The organism is Steroidobacter sp. (assembly GCF_036402275.1).
In the GTDB taxonomy this organism is placed as follows: Bacteria; Pseudomonadota; Gammaproteobacteria; order Steroidobacterales; family Steroidobacteraceae; genus Steroidobacter.
In genome coordinates, this window is record NZ_DASWTF010000048.1 from 120880 (window position 1) to 143040 (window position 22161).

At 59.4% G+C, this 22161-nt stretch carries 19 protein-coding genes, 2 tRNA genes and 1 pseudogene; 13 read left to right on the forward strand and 9 right to left on the reverse strand.

Features of this window, described 5'->3' with window-relative positions:
- Positions 1-33: 33 nt before the first annotated feature.
- From VGD45_RS27675 to VGD45_RS27695, 5 genes are all read left to right on the forward strand, one after another.
- The gene (locus VGD45_RS27675; protein WP_331158630.1) at positions 34-1326 is read left to right on the forward strand and encodes a metal-dependent hydrolase family protein; all 1293 of its coding nucleotides are present in this window, start codon (positions 34-36) and stop codon (positions 1324-1326) included.
- 2 nt (positions 1327-1328) lie between these two features.
- Positions 1329-2264, forward strand: a complete 936-nt coding sequence (locus VGD45_RS27680) for a pyridoxal-phosphate dependent enzyme (protein ID WP_331158631.1) — start codon at positions 1329-1331, stop codon at positions 2262-2264.
- A gap of 43 nt (positions 2265-2307) precedes the next feature.
- The gene (locus VGD45_RS27685) at positions 2308-3285 is read left to right on the forward strand and encodes a dipeptidase (protein ID WP_331158632.1); all 978 of its coding nucleotides are present in this window, start codon (positions 2308-2310) and stop codon (positions 3283-3285) included.
- A 649-nt stretch (positions 3286-3934) separates the two neighbouring features.
- Positions 3935-4348 carry a transcriptional regulator gene (locus VGD45_RS27690; RefSeq protein WP_331158864.1) on the forward strand — a complete coding sequence of 138 codons (414 nt, stop codon included), beginning with the start codon at positions 3935-3937 and terminating at the stop codon, positions 4346-4348.
- Between the two features lie 288 nt (positions 4349-4636).
- On the forward strand, positions 4637-5467 hold the full coding sequence (locus tag VGD45_RS27695) for an alpha/beta hydrolase (RefSeq protein ID WP_331158633.1): 831 nt from the start codon (positions 4637-4639) through the stop codon (positions 5465-5467).
- Positions 5468-5657: 190 nt separating this feature from the next.
- Here VGD45_RS27695 and VGD45_RS27700 read toward each other — a convergent pair whose 3' ends face one another.
- Genes VGD45_RS27700 through VGD45_RS27710 form a run of 3 tightly spaced genes read right to left on the reverse strand, consistent with a single transcriptional unit; the run spans position 5658 to position 7639 of the window.
- Positions 5658-6647 (reverse strand): oxidoreductase, encoded by a 990-nt coding sequence (locus VGD45_RS27700; RefSeq protein ID WP_331158634.1) that lies wholly within the window; start codon positions 6645-6647, stop codon positions 5658-5660.
- A gap of 22 nt (positions 6648-6669) precedes the next feature.
- Positions 6670-7251 (reverse strand): AraC family transcriptional regulator, encoded by a 582-nt coding sequence (locus tag VGD45_RS27705; protein WP_331158635.1) that lies wholly within the window; start codon positions 7249-7251, stop codon positions 6670-6672.
- A 22-nt stretch (positions 7252-7273) separates the two neighbouring features.
- Positions 7274-7639, reverse strand: a complete 366-nt coding sequence (locus tag VGD45_RS27710) for a hypothetical protein (RefSeq protein WP_331158636.1) — start codon at positions 7637-7639, stop codon at positions 7274-7276.
- 236 nt (positions 7640-7875) lie between these two features.
- Here VGD45_RS27710 and VGD45_RS27715 point away from each other — a divergent pair, with 236 nt between their 5' ends.
- A complete protein-coding gene (locus tag VGD45_RS27715) occupies positions 7876-10887 on the forward strand; it encodes a two-component regulator propeller domain-containing protein (protein ID WP_331158637.1) in 3012 nt (1003 codons plus the stop codon).
- A complete protein-coding gene (locus tag VGD45_RS27720) occupies positions 10884-11531 on the forward strand; it encodes a response regulator transcription factor (protein ID WP_331158638.1) in 648 nt (215 codons plus the stop codon). Before VGD45_RS27715 ends, VGD45_RS27720 begins: the two co-directional genes overlap by 4 nt.
- Before the next feature lie 26 nt (positions 11532-11557).
- On the opposite strand, the gene VGD45_RS27725 is transcribed toward VGD45_RS27720, so the two are convergent.
- The 5 genes from VGD45_RS27725 to VGD45_RS27745 form a co-directional block, all read right to left on the reverse strand.
- The gene (locus VGD45_RS27725) at positions 11558-12202 is read right to left on the reverse strand and encodes a hypothetical protein (RefSeq protein WP_331158639.1); all 645 of its coding nucleotides are present in this window, start codon (positions 12200-12202) and stop codon (positions 11558-11560) included.
- Positions 12203-12264: 62 nt separating this feature from the next.
- Positions 12265-12894, reverse strand: a complete 630-nt coding sequence (locus tag VGD45_RS27730) for an isochorismatase family protein (protein ID WP_331158640.1) — start codon at positions 12892-12894, stop codon at positions 12265-12267.
- 350 nt (positions 12895-13244) lie between these two features.
- Positions 13245-13369 (reverse strand) — tRNA-Ser (locus VGD45_RS27735).
- 402 nt (positions 13370-13771) lie between these two features.
- Entirely contained in the window at positions 13772-14788 is a 1017-nt protein-coding gene (locus VGD45_RS27740; RefSeq protein WP_331158641.1) for an alpha/beta hydrolase, read from the reverse strand.
- A gap of 140 nt (positions 14789-14928) precedes the next feature.
- The gene (locus tag VGD45_RS27745) at positions 14929-15171 is read right to left on the reverse strand and encodes a hypothetical protein (protein WP_331158642.1); all 243 of its coding nucleotides are present in this window, start codon (positions 15169-15171) and stop codon (positions 14929-14931) included.
- A gap of 548 nt (positions 15172-15719) precedes the next feature.
- On the opposite strand from VGD45_RS27745, the gene VGD45_RS27750 reads away from it, so the two are divergent.
- The 6 genes and pseudogenes from VGD45_RS27750 to VGD45_RS27775 all read left to right on the forward strand — a co-directional run bounded on the left by VGD45_RS27750 (position 15720) and on the right by VGD45_RS27775 (position 22022).
- Positions 15720-16715: an ATP-binding protein gene (locus VGD45_RS27750; protein WP_331158643.1), complete on the forward strand. Its 996-nt coding sequence runs from the start codon at positions 15720-15722 to the stop codon at positions 16713-16715.
- A gap of 11 nt (positions 16716-16726) precedes the next feature.
- On the forward strand, positions 16727-19222 hold the full coding sequence (locus tag VGD45_RS27755) for a S8 family peptidase (protein WP_331158644.1): 2496 nt from the start codon (positions 16727-16729) through the stop codon (positions 19220-19222).
- A gap of 11 nt (positions 19223-19233) precedes the next feature.
- Complete coding sequence (locus tag VGD45_RS27760; RefSeq protein ID WP_331158645.1) at positions 19234-19869, forward strand: hypothetical protein; 636 nt, start codon at positions 19234-19236, stop codon at positions 19867-19869.
- A 267-nt stretch (positions 19870-20136) separates the two neighbouring features.
- Entirely contained in the window at positions 20137-20319 is a 183-nt protein-coding gene (locus VGD45_RS27765) for a hypothetical protein (RefSeq protein WP_331158646.1), read from the forward strand.
- Positions 20320-20631: 312 nt separating this feature from the next.
- Positions 20632-20826: pseudogene (locus tag VGD45_RS27770) on the forward strand (Arm DNA-binding domain-containing protein); the annotation flags it as partial.
- 512 nt (positions 20827-21338) lie between these two features.
- A complete protein-coding gene (locus VGD45_RS27775; protein WP_331158647.1) occupies positions 21339-22022 on the forward strand; it encodes a hypothetical protein in 684 nt (227 codons plus the stop codon).
- A gap of 11 nt (positions 22023-22033) precedes the next feature.
- Here VGD45_RS27775 and VGD45_RS27780 read toward each other — a convergent pair.
- Positions 22034-22108, reverse strand: a tRNA-Gln gene (locus VGD45_RS27780).
- Between the last annotated feature and the right edge of the window lie 53 nt (positions 22109-22161).

Here is a 22161-nt window from a genome sequence, read left to right on the forward strand (position 1 = left end):
CTTCCGACAAACTATTAGAACCCAGGATTCCGGATGACCCTTCGTGCAACCTTCGGCGCATGCGCAGCGCTGCTGAGCTTCGCAGCTCAAGCCGCAGATCCATTAGTCCTCAAAGCCCAACACATCTTCGATGCCGTGAGCGGCGCCTTACGCACCGGCGGCGTCGTGATCGTGCAAGACGACCGAATCCTGGCGATCGGCACGGATGTGCAGATACCGGTCGGCGCTCGAGTCATCGACCTGGGCAATGCGACCTTACTGCCCGGCTTCATCGATACCCATACCCATATCGCCTGGGAAGTGCAAAAGAACTACTACCAGGGTCTGCATGAAGAGCTATCGCGATTTCCTGCGGAGAAAGCTCACTACGCCGCTGCGTATGCGCGAAGGACGCTGGACGCCGGCTTCACTACCATTCGCAATCTCGGTAACGATGAAATGCTGGATGTAGGGCTGCGCAACGCAATCAATGCGGGCGTCGCTACCGGACCTTACATCCTCACGGCTGTTCATCTCGTAGGATCGACAGGCGGTCATTGCGACAGCCCGCCCATTCCGCCCGATCGTGTCAAAGGCAAGGGAATCATGGAAGGTATCTGCAATGGCGCCGATCAATGCCGCGAGGCGGTCCGCAATCAGCTCAAATACGGCGCCGACGTCATCAAGATCTGCACTTCAGGCGGCGTGTTGTCCGAGGCAGATCCCGTGGATGTGCCGCAGTTCACGCGCGAAGAGCTCGAGGCAATGGTGTCGGAGGCGCACGCGTGGAAGCGCAAAGTGGCAGCTCATGCGCACGGGGACCGGGCCGGCAGGCTTGCGGTCGAATCGGGTGTCGATTCCATCGAGCACGGCAGCCTGCTCAGCGAAGAAACATTGCGACTGATGAAACGCAACGGCACCTACCTGGTTCCGACCCGCCTTGCTGTCGAGTCGGTGCTCGAACAGGCCGACAAACTCCCGCCGCAGATCGCCGCCAAGATCCGCGCCGTGGCCGACGCTCACGCGGCAATGTTTAAGACAGCGTCGAAACTCGGTGTGCCCATTGCGTTGGGCAGCGATGCCGGCGTATTTCCTCACGGGCGCAATGCGGCCGAGTTCCGACTCATGCAAGAGTTGGGAATGACGCCCGAGGCTTCGCTACTGGCCGGCACGCGCGATGCCGCGAAGTTGCTCGGCATCGACACTCAGGTCGGTACGCTGGAGCCGGGCAAATGGGCGGACATCGTCGCCGTGCCCGGCAACGTATTGGAGGGTATCGACGCAACCGAGCATCCTCTGCTCGTCGTCCGGCGTGGACAAGTCGTGATGCAGCGATCCGCTCGATAGTCATGAGTACAGTTCAGCTTCATGTCGAAACACCGCTCATTGAATCCGGAGAGCTGTCCGTGCGGACGGAACGCTCGATCTGGCTGAAACTCGAGTCGTCGCAGCCTTGCGGGTCCTTCAAGATTCGCGGGATCGGGCACGCCTGCGACGAGTACGCACGCCGTGGGGCACGCAGGTTTGTTTCATCCTCCGGCGGGAATGCCGGTATTGCAGCCGCATACGCCGGTCGCCGTTTGGGAATTCCCGTTACGGTGGTGGTTCCGGAATCGACGACGGACCGAGCCAAGCAGCGAATACGGGACGAACATGCTGAAGTCATCGTGCACGGTGCTTCCTGGCAGGAAGCGAATGCGCAAGCTCAGTCGTTGCTCGGCGAGCAGGACATCTTCTTGCATCCGTTCGACGACGCGCTGGTCTGGGAGGGCCACGCGACACTGATCGACGAAGTTGCCCGCTCCAACATCAAACCCGACGCGATCGTTCTTTCGGTCGGCGGCGGCGGGCTGCTGTGCGGCGTGGCCGAAGGCTTGCGTCGTAACGAGTGGACGAACATTCCTCTGTTCGCCGTCGAAACCATGGGCGCGGACTCCTACGCGCAAGCGATACGGGCCGGCGAGCGCGTGGAGCTGCCGGGCATCTCGAGTATCGCAACGAGCTTGGGTGCACGCAGAGTCTGCCAGCAAGCTTTCGATCTGGCCCGACGTCATCCTATTCATAACGTCGTGGTCACGGACCTGCAAGCGGTGCAGGCCTGCCAGCGTTTTTACGAAGATCAGCAAACCCTGGTCGAGCCCGCCTGCGGCGCATCGCTCGCAATGGTCTGGGACCATTCGCCATTGCTGCGCGACTTTCAAACCGTGCTCGTGGTGGTTTGCGGCGGCACTGGCGTCAGCCTCGAACAACTGGAGCATTGGCGTCGGCGGCTCGACGCGGCATAGGACCATGTTGGACACAAACCTGGCAGAGCGGGCTCGCGCCGTAATGGGTTCCAGTATCTGCTGGGACAACCACTCATGCATGCCGCTGCGCCCCGGCGATGACCGGTTCCTGCCGCAGTTGGCGAGAGTTCGGCGGGCCGGTTTCGACGTCATCTCGCTGAATGTGAGCTTCGACGCCATGGATCCCCGCGAGGCCTTTCCGATGCTGGCGAGCATCCGCCATTGGATACGCCAGCGGCCCGAGCAGTACCGACTGATCGACACGGTCGCGGATATCGAAGCCGCCAAAGCCAACGGTCAACTTGCGGTGTGCTTCGATATCGAAGGCGGCAATGCCGTCGCCGCCCATCCCGGGCTCGTGGAGTTGTTTTATCGCTCGGGCGTGCGCTGGATGCTGTTCGCGTACAACAAGAACAACGGACTGGGCGGCGGCTGCATGGATGAGGATCCGGGCCTCACCGACTACGGTCGCAAGATCATCGATGAGATGGAACGCGTCGGCATGGTCTTGTGCTGCTCGCACGTGGGTCATCGCACCGCTCTCGAAGCTATCGAATACTCCAGTCAGCCCGTGATCTTCTCGCACTCCAACCCCTCGGCCGTGTATCCCCATGTCCGGAACATCCCTGACGAGCTCATGATTGCCTGCGCTCAGACGGGCGGCGTCGTGAATATCAACGGCGTCGGCAAGTTTTTAGGCGACGGTGTCGGCGGTCGCGGCGACAGCACTACCGAAACGATCCTGCGCCACATCGACTATGCAGCCCAACTTATCGGGCCGGCGCACGTCGGGCTGGGGATGGACTACGTTTTCGACGTATCGGAACTGGAAGATCTCGTTCAGAAACACCCGGGCGCCTTCCCGCCCCTGTGTCCCGCCGACGGCGGCTATCAACAGATCGAACCGGAGCGTCTTCCGCAGATCGTAGAGGGGCTGCTGAGGCTCGGATACGGCGACGGCGATGTCCGTGCGATCTTAGGTCAGAACAATCTTCGTGTAGCGCGGGCGGTTTGGAAGTAGCGGCGAGTTGATAGCGCGGGCAGCTGGCGAAATTCCCGCAGCTAACCAATTCAGATGCTCAACGCATTGGGCCGTCTTTCGAGCCCCTCCAGTCCCATCGATTCCCCGTGGCTGGCACCAAAGCTGGCACCAGCGATACCGAACCAATTAAAGGCTGAGCCGATGCATTCTTGGAGAAGCTACAAACATTCGTAAGCCCCCGGATCGGGCCTCTTATTGGCCGCACACCTTCGTAGTACGCAAAGCAATTCGCCAGAAGATACTAATAATAGCCGCGGGAGTCTAAAACAAACCGCTACTCAAGACGGGACGTCGGCTCTATTGGAAGCGCAGGATGTCGCACCATGTAGCGAACTGTCGCATTCCGAAGCCCATCCGCAGCTCTCCTGCAATCATTCGAAAGTACGACTCTCCGGTACCACGTGCGGCGGATTCAGCGGCGATGGGCAACCGCACTATGGTTACCCCATGCAACGATTCATGGCGCCATTCACAGCTCTGCGCTGTGATCTGGCAAGGCAGCTGCTCCCACTCGGTGGCGCCGCCTCAGCTGGAAAGTGACCATGCGCCGGTAGCAGCAGAGCCTGCCATCCTCGTTTTTCTACAACGCCCCCTTTCGAAGGCGATGAGCGCACCAATGTCACTTCCGATGCATGTTACCAGTGAGCAGTCAGTGTCGTTTGGCCCATTTCTCCTTTGCCCGAGAGCACGGCTGCTGTGCAAGAACGGCAGACCTGTCGCGCTGGGGAGCCGGGCGATGGACATCCTGATCGCGCTAGTCGAGCAATCCAGCGAGGTCGTGAATCATCGCGAGCTGATTTCGCGCGCATGGCGGGGGCTGGTCGTCGAATCGGGAAACCTGCGAGTTCAGGTGTTATCTCTGCGCCGTTGTCTTGGCGACGGCAAGGACGGCGCACGGTATATCGCGAACCTGCCGGGACTCGGTTACAGCTTTGTTGCATCAGTCAGGCCGGTGAGCTTCGATCAAGTAATGGAGGCCACGGGCACGGGCCAAGTCACACAGCCGCGGATTCGACAGAAGCATCGTCCACGAGTTGGATAGGCTGGCTGAGTGATCAATCCACGAGCGCCGTTTCATTCAACAACGAGGTGCTGTGTTCAAGAACCGCCCCGACAACTCATCTAGATTGCCGAGCACCAACGAACGCCATCACTCAACAAGGACCGCACCATGTCGGACAACAAGCGAACCAGGCATCTCGATCTATCTCGGCGCGGCGTTATAGCGGGTGCGGCGGGAATCGTTGCAGCCTCCGCGCTGGGTTCCATTGGCGGATCCGCAGCCAGAGCCGCCCAGACTTCCGTAACTACACCTCGAAGAGGACATTCCATGAGCACCATTACCACACGTGACGGAACAAATATCTTCTACAAGGACTGGGGGCCTCGCGGCGCCACACCCATTGTCTTCCATCACGGCTGGCCGTTGAGCGCCGACGATTGGGACAATCAGATGCTGTTCTTCCTGGCGAAGGGCTATCGTGTCATTGCGCATGATCGCCGTGGCCATGGCCGCTCGACCCAGACGAGCGAGGGTCACGAGATGGACACCTACGCGGCCGATGTAGCGGCGTTGACTGACGCGCTCGACCTGAAAGGCGCGGTGCATATCGGCCACTCCACTGGCGGTGGCGAAGCGGCTCACTATGTGGCGCGCGCGAAGCCCGGGCGGGTATCCAAGCTCATCATGGTAGGCGCAGTGCCGCCGGTAATGGTGAAGTCAGCGAAGAATCCCGGGGGCCTGCCTATCGAAGTGTTCGATAACATGCGCACCGCGCTGGCCGCGAACCGCGCGCAGTTCTACATCGATGTGCCGACGGGTCCGTTCTATGGATTCAATCGTCCAGGCGCCAAGATCGTGCAGGGCTTGATCGACAACTGGTGGCGTCAGGGCATGATGGGCGCGGCGAACGCTCATTACGAGTGCATCAAGGCCTTCTCGGAAACGGACTTCACTGACGATCTGAAGCAAATCACGGTGCCGACGCTGGTCGCGCACGGCACCGAGGACCAGATCGTCCCGATCGCCGACTCGGCGTTACTTGCGGTGAAGCTGTTGAAGCACGGCACGCTGAAGACTTACGAGGGATTGCCGCACGGGATGCTGTCCACGCATCCGGAGAAGTTGAATCCCGACCTGCTCGCGTTCATCAAGTCCTGAGGAATGTTGGTCGGGCATCGATGCCTCGATGCCCGACGCATCGTTCAAAACCTCTCGCCGAATTCACGCCGAAGGTCCTGGGCTGATTGTGCCACGGTCCAGCAATCGTTCAGATCGACGCGCAACGCCAGTCGAGCACCAGCGGTATCGACCGCGTTGTGATTGCCTGTTGAGATCGACATTTGCTTGCCTAGTCAAGTCGCACTTCCGTCAGCATCTCGCTCATTTGCCAAAGCCTTTCGGCGGCGACAGGATCGATGGCCCAGGGATTGACGCCTGGATCTTTCGTTCCCGAGACATCGGAGATTACCGAGATATCCGCGTCCTCGCAGTACACGCCTCCATGCCCTCGCAGTTGCGGACTTGTCGCGCACCAAACTGCGGTCGCGGCGCCTTGTTCGATCGACTTGAAGATTCCGCCCTCGGCAGCCGACTGGCCTGGCGGCACGTACCCCTGCGGCGTGTCTCGTGTGAGCCCAAACCCCGCGAAGTCTTCCTCGCTCATATGCCGCGACAACTCAGTGATTACGCCCCCGGGGTGCACGGAGAAGGCGCGAACGCCGCAGCCCTCTCCCCGCTTGTCAGCTGCAACGGCGAACAATGAGTTGGCTGTTTTCGACTGCCCATAGGCCTGCCAGCGATCGTAGGGACGCATGTTGAAATTTGGATCGTCGAAGTCAACCGCGGAATATCGGTGCGCCCTGGAGGACAGAGCGACGATCCTCGCTTCGCCGGCGCGCCTCAGCGCGGGCCACAGCCGCACTGCCAGCTGAAAATGGCCGAGGTGATTCGTCGAGAACTGGCTCTCATAGCCGCGCCCATCGCGGATCAGGGGACTCGCCATGATCCCGGCGCAGTTGATCAATACCTGGAGTCTGGAGTGCTTGCGCAGGAAACGCTCGGCGAAGGCGTCAATCGATGCGGGATCCATGAGATCGAGCTCATCGATGTGCGCGCCGGGGACCGCGGCGAGGGCGCGTGCCGCTTTGTTGATGTCTCGGGCTGGAACGATCACCTTGGCGCCAGCGTTCACCAGCACTCGCACGGTCTCCCTCCCAAGGCCGCTATATCCGCCCGTCACGACCATCAGTCGATCGCGAAGATCGAGACCCTCGAGCACCTCCTCCGCCGTTGATCTGGCGGAAAAGCCTGAAGGAATGGGTCGCTGCTCACTTGGCATGGATGGAACTCCTGAGTAAGTCCTATGGAACCTGGGAGGCGGACGTGGCGCGATCCGGGTCGGTGCGCGCACGCCGCCACATTCGCGGCGTCACTCCCACGGTCTGCAGAAAGAGTCTGCTAAGGTGCGACTGATCGGCTAGACCGCACTCCAGAGCGATGTCGCTCAGCCTGGCGTCGGTTGACAGCATGAGTGCCTGTGCTCGTGCGATTCTGCGCAGTCTGAGATATGCGCGCGGCGACAAGCCAGTGCTCAGCCGGAACGCTCGTGCGAAGTAACTGCGGCTCAATCGCGTGCATTCCGCCAAGCGTTGGTTATCGATGGTTTGATCCAGGTGCGTGTCGATGTACTGGCATACCTTCTTCAGCTGCCAGGGCGCCAGGCCGCCGTGAATGCCGCCGGCGGCTGCTCGACCGTCATTCAGCACCCAGACGGCCCGTCTCAGCCGATCGCTGGCGGCGTCGTGCTCCTCGACAAGTGTCGCGCGCAGTCCGGCGATGACTTGCTCTAGCAGCACTCGAAGCTGATCGTTGGCCACCGGACAAGGGACGCTTTCGCCAACGTCGCTCACCAGTCGCCCACTCCAGTCGTCACGATCACGCACCTCGAAACTCCTTCTGCCGACTTCACCGGCGATTCGTTACCACCCGCTTGCGCCTCGCGAACAGCCGTGCATCCAGCGACAGATTCCCCGGTCCGAGACATGCCAGCGCGAAGCTCGACAAAACATGACTGGCGATGAGAAAGGCGGAAATATCGCTCTGGCCAGTCAAGACGCCGAGCTCGGCGGCAAGGAGAATCGCGGCTGCGAGCGGCGTCGCAAACCCCAAGGTGAGGCAAGCCGCGACCACGCCGGCTCCGAGCGCCAGAAGCCGACCCGGATCACTCGTCGCCTGCACGCACTGAATAGCAGCAGCGGCACAGCTCAACCTGAGCAGGATCGCGCTCCAGTCACATCGCAAGGCAGACCACAGCGCAATGATCTTCGGCATGCGAGGACCATAGGACGGAGTGCCGCGGCGGGATATCCGCCAAGCGTTGCAATGTCCGATCATCCTTTCGGGTGGTTGCAAATCACGAGCGAGCATTTCGAAGCGGACGTTTGCGTGGTCAACCAAGGCAGCGATACATTCTCGGCATGGCCTTGGTCGTTATTGTTTGGCGCTGCCTTCAGCGCACCTTTCTGGGTCGATCGCGAACATCGCGCGAGGAGCCTTCGTACAACCCGATGCGGTTCTTCAACGCTGTCCTTGCGACCCTGTTGTTCGCGCAGCCGCAGCTTGCGACGGCACTCGACCCGAACAGCCTGCTGTCCCAGTACGCTCACAGGAGCTGGCGCGTCCTCGACGGCACGCTGAGCGCCGCTCCGTTCGCGTTGGCTCAGACTTCGGACGGATACTTGTGGATCGGCTCGGAGCGCGGCCTGCTCCGCTTCGACGGGGTGCGCTTCGTCGATTGGAATCCGCCGGCGGAGCACAAGCTTGCGCTGAAGGTCTTTCAACTTGCAGCAACGAGCGATGGCAGCCTGTGGATCGGTACCGATATCGGATTGTTCCGGTGGCGCGATGGCACGTTCAAACGCATAGGAACACTGACCGCGGCCGTCTTTTCGCTGCTGGTCGCACCCGATCAGACCGTATGGCTGACGCTCACGGACATCACTCCACAGCACATCTGCCGTGTGGTGAATGACGATCTCGACTGTAACGCGACGCCAGGCGTCTCACTGCGGCACGCAAACTGTTGCGCTCAGATGCTCGCCGCACGTGCCGACGGCAGCATTTGGGTCGGCAGCGATGAAAGCCTGTTTCGCTGGAGTCCGGCAGCCACTCTTACCTATCGACCCGCGGCGGCAGCGGAGATCAGGAACATGAGCGGCGTAAGCGGCTTCGTCATCGATCGCAGCGGCGAGCAGTGGGTCGGCATCGCCGCCAAGGGTCGTGAAGGTGGGCTACAGCGACTCAGAGAAGGAAGATTCTCGCCACTGAAGACGGCCGGCATCGATACCAGCAATTGGATCGTCAGTACGCTGTTCGTCGACCGAGACGATGTCCTGTGGGTCGGCACGCCAGCGGGCCTGTATCGAGTTGCCCGCTCGAGAATCGACTGGATGGGCGAGAGCAGCGGCCTGACGGGCGATAACATCCTGCGAATCCTCGAAGATCACGAGGGCAACGTCTGGGTCGCCACCGCCAAGGGCCTCGATCAGTTCCGCAATCTGAAGGTAACCACCGTCGGTGACGACGTCGATGGAGTGCTCGCACGTCGCGACGGCTCGCTCTGGGCTTCGACGGCAACCGGATTGCGTGTGCACCGGGATGGGACCTGGCAGCGCATCGATCAGAGCGACGGCTTACCCGGAAGCCAGACGACTTCTCTATTCGAAGATCGGGCAGGCGGGCTTTGGGTGGGCGTCGAGCAAGGCTTGACTCTTTACGAGTCGGGCAGGTTCAAATCGATCGATGGCCTGGATGGGCGTGCGATCGGCATGGTGGTGGGCATGACGGAGGATCGCGCTGGCGCGCTTTGGGTCGCGGTCACCGGCGATCAGCGCAAGATCTTGCAGATCGTCGATGGCAAGGTGCGACGAGAACTGTTGCCGCCCGCCTTTCCGGCCGCCCGGCGCCTCGCCGCGGCTCCCGACGGTAGCGTCTGGTTCGGATTGCTTGACGGCAACCTCGCGCGTTTCTTTGCAGGCGAGCTTGCCGTGTTCCCTGTCGAGCGAGACCCGAGTGTTCCTGATTCACTGTTGGTCAACATGATCGAGCAAATCGAAGTGTCCGAGGATGGTGCCGTCCGAGCAGCATCCGCATCGGGATACATAGAATCTCGCAACGGCCGCCAGGTGCGCATGTCCGGCGCCAACGGCTTGCCGTGCACCGGGGTTCTATCCTTCCTCTATGACCAAACCGAAGATCTTTGGCTGTACATGAGCTGTGGCCTGGCGCGGATCCCACACTCCGAAGTTGCTGCCTGGCGAAGCAATGCGGCGCATCGGCTGCGATTCGACTTCTTCGATACTCTCGACGGCGCCCATCCCACCTGGGCAGCGTTCTCTCCCGGCGCGGTCCGGACCGGAGACGGCCGGTTATGGTTCGCAAACTCGTTGGCATTGCAAACGATCGACCCTGCGGCCATCCATCGAAACGAAGTCGTGCCTCCGCTGCGGATCGAAGCTCTCGTCGCCGATCGTCGGGATCACGCATTGGCCCTTCCCATTCGATTACCCGCGCTGACGCGCGACGTGCGCATCGACTATTCCGCCATGAGTTTCTCGATTCCGCAGAAGGTGCTGTTCCGATACCGCCTGGAGGGCTACGAAAACGATTGGCAGGAGGCCGGGACACGCCGCGAGGCGTTCTTCAGCAATCTACCCCCCGGGCAGTATCGCTTTCACGTGACTGCCTGTAACGAGGACCACGTCTGCAATACGAATGGCGATCGGCTGTCCTTTACCTTGCTGCCGGCGTTTTATCAAACAGGATGGTTCCTAGCGCTGTGCACGGCTGTCGCCGTTGCATTGCTGAGCCTGGTCTTTTCCTGGCGCCTGTCGTATCTCACTTCGCGGCTGCGCGCCCGTCTCGAGGAGCGCATCGATGAGCGAGAGCGAATCGCCCGAGAACTTCACGACACCTTCCTGCAGAGCATTCAGGGACTCATCCTGAAGTTCCAGTCGATCATGGAGACGATACCGAGCGACCAGCCGGCCCATCGCGGCATGGCCGAGGCGTTGGATCGCGCGGATCGCGTCTTGCGCGAAGGACGCCAGCGCGTGTCCGACTTGCGGCAGTCGGCCGGGAGCCGAACCGATCTCGAGCAGGAGCTTCGCGATCTGGCCGGGACTCTCATCCGGAATGATCTACCGAAGGTTCGCGTAGAGGTCGACGGCAACGCCCGCCCCCTGCACCCGGTGGTTTGCGATGAGATCCAAGGAATCGTGCGCGAGGCGGTAACGAACACCGTTCGTCATGCCAACGCCTCGAGCATTCACATCGAGATCGTTTACTCGAGGCCTGCGCTGATCGTGCGCGTTTCCGACGATGGGATCGGCTTCGATGCAGCCGCCAAGGCCGGAGCGAACCCCGGCCGTTTCGGCCTGGTTGGCATGTGCGAGCGCGCCGACAAAATACAGGCGCAGCTGGATATTTCCAGTGGCCAAGGCGCCGGGACAGTCGTGCAGATCACAGTGCCGGCCAGGATCGCGTTTCGTCGTGCCCGCAATGGACGCTCCCGCCCATGAGCTGCCTCGATCAGATGAAAGACGACCGAAAGATTCGCGTACTTGCCATCGACGATCACGCGTTGCTGCTCGAGGGCATCGCCTCCGTCCTGCGCTCTCAATCGGACATCGATCTCGTCGCCGAGGCGAGCGATGGAATCACCGGGATCGAAGCGTTCCGAGTCCACAAACCCGATGTTACGTTGCTGGATCTGCAACTGCCGGACATGAGCGGCATCGATGCAATGCGCGCCATCATTGGGGAGTTTCCGGCCGCTAGGGTGGTCATTCTCACAACCTTTCGTCGCGATGTGCAGATCAGTGCGGCGTTACGCGCCGGCGCATACGGCTTCCTGCTCAAGGACACCTTGCGAACTGATCTACGCGAAACGATTCGGGCTGTACACGCTGGAAGCCGAGTCGTGCCTGCGACCGTGGCCGTAGAATTGGCGCACCACGTTGCGGATCAGAGCCTATCGGCGAGGGAAGTTGAAGTACTGAAGGGCGTAGCGCGCGGCAACTCGAACAAGATGATCGGTCGCGAGCTGCGCATCTCCGAAACGACAGTGAAATCGCACCTGAAAAGCATCTTGCAAAAGCTTGACGCTCAGGACCGCGCGCACGCGGTCGCCGTTGCGGCTCGGCGCGGATTCATCGACCTGTGATGCCCATCACCGATCGCTTCCGGACTTTACTCTTCAAACGGCGCATTCATCAGCACATCGACCATGGACGGCGGCTGGTAGCCCGGGACGAACCGTTCGCCAAAATCTCGCGCGAAGTTATCGTATGTTGTTTGAGGTCGCGATCTGATCAGGCCGCACACGTCGGCGGCGAAGCGCTGTTTCATCCGCAGCCGGGGATAAGCTTCGAGGATCGATTGAGCGAGCCGAGGGGGAATGTTTTCATAACCGAACCCGCCCCAATCGGCGCCGATGCCGCGCGTGCATAGCGAGACTTCCGTTTCCTTGTAAAGGCAGATCGAGGGCGTCGAGTTGAGTGCCACCCCATCCCAGATCAGCTGCAACTGCCGCTGAGTCATTCCCCGTTCCTGGGCGAAGGCGCGCACCGCATCCGCCGCCTCCACTTCGAAGCGTCGCGGGCCGTTGAACGCGTCGGAAAGACCAATGTCGTGCAAGACGACGGACACGGCCAACACCTCCGGGTCATATGCCTCGTTGCGTTGACTGGCGAGAACGACAGCAAACAACCAAGAGCGCATCGAATGATTGAACAGGTATGGATCGCAATGCCGTTGCGCCAGGTCAATGGCAGCCGAGACGATGGGTGTCTCGGGTACTTCCACACCGGCAAGCAGTCGCGTTTTGTTTGACATCTGGAACTCCCGACGCTTCATTCAAAGGAGGCGGCTCGAAGCCGGCCTGCATCTTCACTCGTCTACTTCGTGCGGGTGTGGCAGTCGACTACCGCCGCATAACTTGGCACCGCCTTCATGTACATCGCGGCAAAGTCAGCATCGAGTGGTCCGCGCCAGCGGTGCTGCAGTTCGCTGATGACCGCGTTGACGCTAGTGGGAACGACCCCTGCCTGAACAATACGAGCGAGCGTGACGCGCGATACAAACTCACTCACATCCCCGGACGCATCCATCACCGCATACACTCGATACCCCTCGGCCCGAGCGGCAAGCGCCGGAAGTGCCACACAGACGCTGGTCCAGATCCCGGCGATGAGCAGAGTCTTTCGACCGGTAGCACGTACTGCGCTCACAAAGTCTTCATTGTCCCACGCGTTGATCTCGCCCCGACGTGCAATGTGGCGTGCACGCGGAGCTTGGCTGCGCACCTCAGGTATCGTGCGACCATTAGGACCATCTGGCTCCGATGCGGTGGTGAAGGTCGGGATCGAAAGCAACTCGCCCAACGTGGCGAGCACCGAGACATTAGTGCGCAGCTCAGCTGCATCGATATCTCGCACGGTAAGCAGAAGCCCGGCTTGATGATCGATCAGGAGCAGGACGGTGTCCGACGGATCGATGGTAACGCGATTGGATGCGGCATCACTCACAGCGAGAGTTCCAGAATGAAGTTGACGGGGACTGTCAGAGCGCTTCGTCAGCGCGCGTGCTGCTAGAAAGCTGTTATCAGAATGCCTGTGGGATGCCTTTCGATCTTGAACGGCTCGGCTGTGGCTTGTATGTGCGCATTTCAGAAGCGCGCCGACTGGTCAACCACCTTTGACCGCATGGGCGATGTTTTCTTTAGCGACAACCCATTAGCTGCTAATGACGCGCACTCGCTGTACTCAGCAGACGCATCGTCGCGGGCTAGTGCCAGCTTGGTGCCAGCATTTGGGGAGCAGAGGGGACTCAGCGAATGCGGCGTTTTCTTCTAATTTACTGTTTTTAGGACTGGTATTGGCTGGGGCGGAAGGATTCGAACCTCCGAATGGCGGGATCAAAACCCGCGAAGAGAATTAGCGGAATCAGTAACTTGCTGATTCCATCCATTTTTCAATCCCCTCCAATCCCATCGACTCCCCATGGCTGGCACCAAAGCTGGCACCAGCGATACTGATGAACCACGGTCGAAAGCGAGGGCTCAATATGCGTGAGTCGCGACGGTTTCTATCCTCCCCCGCTTCATGCGCAGAGGGTACCCCGTCGTTCCAAATATCGCAGCCCTGCTTAAGAAGACTACTGCAGCTCGGCGACTCAAGCCATCCGAGGATTGAGTATGCATGGATGTGGCACCGGAGCGCGCTCCGCTAATGCCATACCGGAGCAATTTGTTGCAATCTGTTGCACCCACATATACATCGCAGGTTCAAATCCTATCTTCGCGACATTCCACCAACGGCTGCCAAGGTCCATGTGGGTCTTGCATCCGCTCTCCAGGAGCATCGCCAGGCATTTCCTTCGGAAAGAGGAAACGTCGCGCAAGCGTTACCTTCGCAACGTCGGTCGTAGATCGGGATCAGCCGTCGTTGCATGACCAGACACCAGCCAACGATAGATGATGTCCCCTTCGGAAGAGCCGATCACCGCCATGCCGGGATGACTGCGGCCATCAATCTTCCGAACGGCAACATTGCCGTGCTCCAATGATTCAAAATGACCGAACGGAGCGACTGGATCATCGGGCGAAGCTAGGACGAGTACGCCCATGGGCAGCGCTGCAATCAACGGCTTGATATCCGTTTGCGTCAAGGAGACGCCAGCCTGCGCCAGCGCAGTGCGGGCGCCGTTCTTGATCGCGCGCTCAGTCAGGGACTTCGCCAGCAGTGGCGAGTCGTTCTCGATGTAACTCATAACCGCTTGGTCGAACACGGGCATCGGCGCCTGCAAGATCAAGCCATGAATGTCCTTGCGTGCTGCAGCCAAATGTGTCGCGGCCACTGCGCCCATCGAATTGCCGAGAACGTAAAGCGGGTACTGTATTTCAACGCGACTGTCGAGCAGTTCGTTCAGCGGCCCGCTGTCCTTGATCCCAAAACCCAACGGCGCGTCCGACTCACCGTGCCCCAGCAAATCCGGCATCAGTACGTCGAAGCCCATGAAGCGAAAGTACAGCGCCGTGTTCACCATGAATTCCTTCGAGGCCCTGAAACCGTGCAGGAGCAGCACGGTGCCATGCAGGGGCGCTGTAACAGTTTGTCGGCTCAACTCAAGTTGAACTCGCTCCGTTCGAGCTCCGGCGGAGATTTCTACGTCGTACGTCAGCCTCTGGGAAAGGGCTAACGGGCCGGCAGACAGATAGGTCAGGCAGACATGGTCGCGCGACGAGCAGAATCTCTCCTTGGAGAACCCCTGCTCACGAAGCTGCTGCTCGTTTGCCACATCAGAAACATCGAAGCTCTGTCGGCTCGAGATGTACTGCGATACCAGCACCGAGCAGCCACTCGTCGCCAAGCACGCGCCGATCCAGACCAATGCGCCGAAAACTCTTCTTGTAGAGCGCATGACAAGATCCACCATGGGAGGCCAGCATACCGTACTGCGACTCGTAAGTAGGCGCTCGTCGCGCCCGGAGCCCCGGTCCCTCCGAACCGCATTACCTCACTCGCCCTCGCACGCGAACAGCAGGAACAGCGTGTAGCGGGTCACCCCGACCACGATATCCGGTGGCTGTTAATAGTGCCGCCGGTTGCAGGGCAGAGTAGGCCGACAAGCTTCCATCCTCTTTCGGCGACAGCGAGCGTGATGCGCTGGCCGCACAGTGCCGCGGCCAGAGGGATTGCCGAAACCACCTTGATCACTTCCGAGTTGTCCTGTAGTCCGCTCTTGAGCTGGCGCCGCTTCGCCACGACGCGATCGATGGCAGCCTGAAGCTCATCCGCCACCATGTCCGGGCCCTCCCTCCTTGAGACGCTTTCGCAGTCGTTCAAGGCGTGCCTCCAGCTCCTTCAATTCCTGCGGTGCCTCACTGCTACGAGCAGTGTGCTCCTTGAAAAGTTGAATCAAGTGGGGCGCTGCATTTCAGTGACCATCAAGGCAAGTCTGTCTGGATCACGCAGTATGGCGCGACCCTCAATCCTGCGTCGGGATCACGAGCACCCCGCGATTGCCGCCGATGAACAGCGTCCGGCCGTCGGGTGTCATCGAATGTTGCCTGCTGCAAGATTTGGAACGCAGCTGATGACGGCCCGGAGGCAGAGGCTCTGATTCGGTCAGCTGGCCAATTGGCTTCCAAACGAACAAGTCCACGCCCCGACGACGACTTAGAGATCTTGACGCGACTGTCGGCCGACAGACCACCCGTCGTCCCCCCAACCCTTTGCATAAACTGGCAAAAAATTAGGCTGAAGATTTCCGTACCCACGGAAGACTGTATCGCGTATTATAGCGACGGGAGAAATTTCTTTAGAAACAACAGACAACACACGTATCGTCGATGTCGAACGCAAAGCAAATACTGGCAATGCTACGCAGTCGCGCCGAGGGCGACGACGAGCAGTTCTATTCCATTGCTTTGCAAATAGCCGCTTCCGAAGCGAGGCAAGGCCGCAAGACGACTGCCGAGGAACTGCGGACAGCGGTTGATGAGGCCAGAAGCAAGTCATCGCGTGGAGCGTCGGTTCCCATTCCATTTGGACGACCGAGAGGTGATCTTGAAACTCTGATCGAGCTGAAGCCGGCGCGACTGCGCCTGTCTGACGTTGTCCTTCATGAACTGCTTCAAAAGCGGCTGCATGACGTAGTACGTCAGCAGCAGAAGCGGGAATGGCTGCGAGAGCACTCCAAGACGCCTAATCGAAAGTTACTATTTGTCGGACCGCCGGGCTCAGGGAAGACAATGACCGCCGAAGCCCTCGCCGGTGAATTGAAGCTGCCTCTTTACGTGATTCGCCTCGAATCACTCATCACTCGCTTCATGGGGGAAACCGCTTCGAAATTGCGACTCGTTTTCGACGAAACGCTAAAACGCAGGGGCGTGTATCTCTTTGACGAATTCGATGCCCTTGGTGGACGCCGAAACGCAACTAATGACGTCGCTGAAATGCGCCGCGTTTTGAATTCATTCCTTCAGCTAATGGAACAACCAAACGCGACCGATAGCTTACTCATCAGCGCGACGAATCATCCTGAACTTCTGGACCGTGCATTGCTACGGCGGTTCGACGCAATTCTTGAATTTGATGCGCCGACAGACGAGCAGATTCAAACCCTGATTAGAACAAGCCTCAAGCCCTTCAAGCTATCGCGCCTGAATTGGGAGTCAATAGTTGGTCGGGCTCGCGGCCTTAGCCAGTCGGAGATCGTGCGCGCCGCTGAGGATGCGATAAAGACCGCAATTCTCGACGAAAGGAATATACTAACTACGGGTGATTTATTAGAACGCCTCGATGAGCGTATACAGATGCGAGAGGCGTTTTTAAAAACAAAATAAACTAAGGAACGATGGTGACCCGATTCACCCTCCCCCATATCGACATTACCGATCGAGCAATTACCCGGCTTTATCAAGCACCACAAGAAAATATGGGCGGTGGGAGCGCCCCGCGCGTCCGCGACGCACACGGCGCTCGATTACAAGCGGAACTCGCGGCAGCCTTTCAAGGTGCGGATGCAACGCGCCCGACCGACGACAGATTGGAACCAGCCCCCGCCACCTATCTTGAGATAGATCTACGACGGGGCGACAACCCGAAAGTGCTCGAACAGAAAACAGCGCACATAGTACCAGGCGCTACGCGTCTCCAAGAAGACGAGACTACGACTGTCGCACTGTATGTACCTGACGAAGCCCGCCCAATCCTTGAAGGAATTCTTCGCGACTATACATCCGGCCCACTCACACCGAAGGCTCAATTGCCACGGCACAAGCCGAAGGTGGAGGCGATCGAGGCAATTCGTCAGGCACGCCTTGAAACTTTCTGGACGGACGATCTCGACGCGCTGCCGGCCGATCCTCAGCAAGCTATTTGGTGGGAAGTTTGGTGCTTTAAGGGAATGGAGGCTAAAACCCTTGAAGCAGCTGAGCGCCTGGGCGCGCGAGTGGCCACTCCCGACAATCGCCTCTACTTCCCTGAAACTGTCGTCGTTCCAATCTTAGCCAACCGCGTAACAATCGAACTCCTATTGTTTGCAGCCGCTGGAATTTCTGAGCTTCGGCGGGCTAGTGCGAGCCCAACGTTCTTCACCGATGTCGACCGAGAGAACCAGATTGGCTGGGCGGAAAACCTTGCTGAACGAACGACATGGCCCGGGAGCAATGCACCAGCGGTTTGCATATTGGACACGGGTGTCAACCGGGCCCATGTACTGATTGAACCCGCCCTCGCCGCTACGGACGTTACCTCTATTGTTGCTGAGTGGGGCGCAGATGACGGACCGGACGGGCACGGAACCGGAATGGCGGGACTGGCGCTGCACGGCGATCTCGTCGCACCACTGTCCGACAACCGTGAGCTAGTGCTCACTCACCGCTTGGAGTCCGTAAAGATTCTTCCCCCGGATGGTTTCGATGTCAACGATCCTAGAAGCTACGGGGCCATCACCCAATCGGCCGTCGCCCTCGCTGAAATCGCAGCATCTCATCGGACACGCGTCTTCTGCATGGCTGTGACCAACGAGAATGTTTCCGGCGCCCGCCCGACAACGTGGAGTGCCGCCATAGACCAAGCGGCTGTAGGTAACATGACTGGCGATGATGACGAGGCGCCTCGTCGCTTGTTTCTAATATCAGCGGGTAATGCGCCAGCGCCTGTTCAGCGGGACCAAATTCTCTCTGCTGACGACTATCCCGTCGAAGATCCTGCTCAGGCGTGGAACGCCATCACTGTCGGCGGGTATACAGACAAAGTTGAAATTGATGACGAAGGCTACGAGAACTGGTCACCTCTCGCGGAGGCTGGCGAAATAAGCCCATTTACAAGAACGTCGGTAAGATGGCCGCAGAACAAGTCACCCTTCAAGCCTGAGATCGTGATGGAGTCTGGTAATCGAGCTGTGAGCCCAGCGGGCGATGAAGTTCTCAGCGTGGATTCGCTGGCACTTTTGACAACAGGGCACGAAGTTGCGCAGCACCCGCTCGTGCCATTCTCGGCCACAAGCGCAGCGACAGCCCAGGCCGCTCGGCTTGCCGCCATGCTGAGCGCTGCCTATCCAGATATGTGGCCAGAAACGATTAGGGCACTCATCATTCACAGCGCTGAGTGGACTGAAGCGATGACAGCGTCTCTGGACGGAGCCAACAAACGCGATGCGTATTCGCTGCTTCGTAGATTTGGCTACGGTGTTCCAAGTTTCGAGCGTGCCTCAGCATCAGCCGACAATCACCTTGCACTGATAGCCCAGAATACGATTACCCCATTCCGGTCTACGGATGGCCGAAAATTCAGGGACTGTCACTTCTACCGCCTTCCTTGGCCGCGGGAAGTTCTTGAAGGGCTAGACGCAGATATCCGGCTGAAAATCACGCTCTCGTACTTCATAGAACCGAATCCGGGAGCGTCGTCTGCCATCGACCCTCAGCGGTATCAATCGCATGGCCTCCGATTTGATCTAAGGCGACGACTGGAAACGGTTACTCAGTTCGTCGAGCGGGTAAATCCTTTGGAACGCGACGACCCGAAGGCTCGCGTGGTCGTTACGCCAGATGAAGGTTGGCGTTTCGGATCGCAAAGCTTCTCGGCTGGATCGCTCCATTGCGACGAATGGTTAGGGCCAGCTGTACAACTCACCTCCCGCGACATCATTTGCGTCAAGCCCGTCATGGGGTGGTGGCGCACACGCGGGACACGCGACGAGTGCAACCGGCAGACGCGATATGGGCTTGTCGCGACGCTGAGCGCACCGGGCGTTGAGGTTGATCTACACACCCCCATCACGTTACTTGTCGAGAACGCTATGAACGTTGAGATCGCATTCGCCAATGATGAAGTTGACGAATAGGCGTGCTAGCGATGAAGCGGTCGCCGATGGATAAATTTGGGCGCCCGTTGAAGCCTCCTGCATCAGAAGATCTGCTGCGGCACTTAAAACGCATCGCTGGCGCAATGATCGACCCCCTACGTGTCGAGCACACAAAGGGCAGGGTCGTGAAGCGAGGAACGGCGCAAGGTGAAAGTCACACGTATGTGATGAATCGCGGAGAGAACACTCTTGGCCTGTGGCGGGTTGATCCAAAACACGTCCGAGAACTCGGGACTATTCTGATGCGGATCACGAATGGCGAAGATGCGTACAGGCTCTTTCGACAGAATGAACGCAAGAAGCCGAGCATGACAGTCGACCACCAGATAGGCGCAATCGCTTACTGGGCAACCTTTGCGAAAAATCCAGATTCTCCGCGGAATAGGAAGGCCGCGATCGCTGCAGTCCGCCGAATCCTTCCTAGCTTGCAGAAGCTGTCAGATTCGACCATTAAGCGCATTGCTGGGAACCACCGAAGAACAGCACTTCAGATGCTGGAACTCCGCGAAGGTATTACTTACGAATTCGCGCCCGGCAAGAAGATCCGCACTGTCGGCGAAGAAAGGATCCAGGTCCTTCGTGAGTATCTTGCGAAAAAATCAGCGCGCGAGAACATTGACAAATAGGTGCTGGCAATTCATCGCTGATTCCATTCGCTCGCTTGATTCGTAGTATCGCTATCGCACCTCATCGGAGGGCCGCAGACAGCATCTGCCGTTTGCGTACTAATGAGGATATGCGATGCCCGCCAATACTCCGATGAATCGCCCCCGTCCTGGGGCCACCAGCCACAATAGCGAAATCCGGACTCGGCCGTGTTTCGGCCTATCGCAGGGCTCGTAAGACCTTATTCCTCAAGCTAAGCGTGATAGCAAGCAATCGAGCGCCGGGGCATGGCTACTCCGTCTGACGATCAGCTGCGTTGGCGTCATTATGCAGCTATCGCCAAGCACGAGATCCTGTGCGCCGCGATCATCGTCGCGGACGTACTCGACCGGCGAGATGCGGGCGAGCCGGATTGGCAGCGTCTGGTGCTGGCCCTGCAACGCCTGCGCGCGCTAGCGGAGAGCGAGTGACTTCTACGGCGCTTCGAGCGAAATACACGGTTAATGACCCTGTGCCGGCCACCTGTTCGAAACATTGGCAAGGGCGAAGTTGGTGCGAGCACCGGTGGCTTGCTCCAATCCATCATTGGACCGCTCGCGCACCATACCGTAAGCATCGTTGTGAGACAGTCGAAACCTTGAGCCAGCGACTCCAACTGGCGTAAGACGTACGCGTATGTGCCCTCAATTCGTCTCCAGCACTATGGATCAATGCCTACGCTTGCGGCTCTCTCGTTGTCGCACGTTCTCAAGCTCAACGAGGCGTCTCTCTCGGGGGTTAAAATGGGTAGCAAGTGGTTCACGGGCGGAGTCGTTGCGGCGCCTCGCGGCAGAATTCAATTCGACTTCGTTTTAGACGGCATCCGCTACCGCCCTTCGATCAAACGGCCGCCCTCGGAAACCAACCTTCGCCGCGCCCGGGAACGGCTCGGCGTCATCAAGCGCCAGATTCAGTTGGGCATATTTTCCTTCGCCGAAGAGTTCCCAGACTATCGCTATCCCGAACGCTTGACTGGCATCTCAAAATTTCAGTTCTGCGGTGAAGTCTTCGACGACTACCTCGCCCATTGCGAAGCGCGCCTACGGCGCGACGATCTGGCCGCGGCCACGGTGAGATCGTATCGAAAAATACTCAATGGCGTCTGGCGCCCACACCTCGGTCAGCTTGTGTTTCAGCAAATCCGCTATTCGCATCTGATCGCCATCGCGGATGGGCACGATTGGAGCAAGAAGACATACAACAATGCCATCAGCGCGCTGAAGCGCGCATTCGACTTCGGCTATCGTGATCGGCCGCTGCGCGAAAACCCGGCCCGACAGCTGCGCTGCATACGTCTGCGGAAATCCGATCGACCCAACATCGATCCGTTTTCCATGCACGATGCCGAGGCGTTGATCGCGCCATTCACCGCGATTGGGGCGAGGCGCAGGGCAATTACGATGAGTTTCGCTTTTTCACGGGCCTGCGGCCTTCGGAGGAAATTGCCCTCGTGCTCTCCGATGTCGACCTCGTCCACGGCGTTATCAGCGTCAACAAGGCGCGCGTCCATGGCATCGATCGGTGCAAGACAAAGACCGGCGAAGATCGCCGCGTCGAACTCTGCCCGCGGGCGCTGGCCGTTTTGATAAGGCAGCTTCAGCTGCGCGCGCGCCTGCAAGCGGCCGGCAAGATCGACCACGACGTCTTCTTCCAGAATTCCGGTGAGCCCATTCGCGATTTGCTGTGCCCCGCCATTCGGTGGCGCAAGAGCCTGCGGTCGCTGAAGCTGCGTCATCGGCGGCCCTACGTGGCACGCCACACGTCCGTGAGCTGGCAGCTCATGCTCGGTAAGAATCTGCTGTGGGTGGCCAGGCAGCATGGTCACAGTATCGTGACGATGCTGCGCACCTACGCGGCGTGGATTGACGGCGCCGCCGAGGTGGATGTGGCGGCCATCCGGCGATCGATGCATCGCGTGACGATGCGTCGAGCGTCGTCGGCGCGACCTCGGGAACGCTGCCGTTTGGGTCGGCGGTCGTGGAAAGCAAACATCGCAATGCCGGCTGCAACTTCTGGCAGCAGGGCTGCCAGCAGCAATGGATTTTTCCAATCGCTGTGGCGGCGCTTACTCGGCAAAGAGCGCCGCGCGAGACGCAACGCGTTGTGCTCACAAAGGAAAATTCGAGCGAGCTGAGTTCGAGGAACTGGCTGGGGCGGAAGGATTCGAACCTCCGAATGGCGGGATCAAAACCCGCTGCCTTACCACTTGGCGACGCCCCAACAAAAACTGCAAAGACGAAGACTCGCGAGCGAGTCTTGGAAGTCCGGGGAGG

Coding starts and splice junctions, on each gene's coding strand:
- VGD45_RS27675 (WP_331158630.1), top strand. CDS start 34: ATGACCCTTCGTGCAACCTTCGGCGCATGCGCAGCGCTGCTGAGCTTC.
- VGD45_RS27680 (WP_331158631.1), top strand. CDS start 1,329: ATGAGTACAGTTCAGCTTCATGTCGAAACACCGCTCATTGAATCCGGA.
- VGD45_RS27685 (WP_331158632.1), top strand. CDS start 2,308: ATGGGTTCCAGTATCTGCTGGGACAACCACTCATGCATGCCGCTGCGC.
- VGD45_RS27690 (WP_331158864.1), top strand. CDS start 3,935: ATGCATGTTACCAGTGAGCAGTCAGTGTCGTTTGGCCCATTTCTCCTT.
- VGD45_RS27695 (WP_331158633.1), top strand. CDS start 4,637: ATGAGCACCATTACCACACGTGACGGAACAAATATCTTCTACAAGGAC.
- VGD45_RS27700 (WP_331158634.1), bottom strand. CDS start 6,647: ATGCCAAGTGAGCAGCGACCCATTCCTTCAGGCTTTTCCGCCAGATCA.
- VGD45_RS27710 (WP_331158636.1), bottom strand. CDS start 7,639: ATGCCGAAGATCATTGCGCTGTGGTCTGCCTTGCGATGTGACTGGAGC.
- VGD45_RS27715 (WP_331158637.1), top strand. CDS start 7,876: ATGCGGTTCTTCAACGCTGTCCTTGCGACCCTGTTGTTCGCGCAGCCG.
- VGD45_RS27720 (WP_331158638.1), top strand. CDS start 10,884: ATGAGCTGCCTCGATCAGATGAAAGACGACCGAAAGATTCGCGTACTT.
- VGD45_RS27725 (WP_331158639.1), bottom strand. CDS start 12,202: ATGTCAAACAAAACGCGACTGCTTGCCGGTGTGGAAGTACCCGAGACA.
- VGD45_RS27740 (WP_331158641.1), bottom strand. CDS start 14,788: ATGCGCTCTACAAGAAGAGTTTTCGGCGCATTGGTCTGGATCGGCGCG.
- VGD45_RS27745 (WP_331158642.1), bottom strand. CDS start 15,171: ATGGTGGCGGATGAGCTTCAGGCTGCCATCGATCGCGTCGTGGCGAAG.
- VGD45_RS27750 (WP_331158643.1), top strand. CDS start 15,720: ATGTCGAACGCAAAGCAAATACTGGCAATGCTACGCAGTCGCGCCGAG.
- VGD45_RS27755 (WP_331158644.1), top strand. CDS start 16,727: ATGGTGACCCGATTCACCCTCCCCCATATCGACATTACCGATCGAGCA.
- VGD45_RS27760 (WP_331158645.1), top strand. CDS start 19,234: ATGAAGCGGTCGCCGATGGATAAATTTGGGCGCCCGTTGAAGCCTCCT.
- VGD45_RS27765 (WP_331158646.1), top strand. CDS start 20,137: ATGGCTACTCCGTCTGACGATCAGCTGCGTTGGCGTCATTATGCAGCT.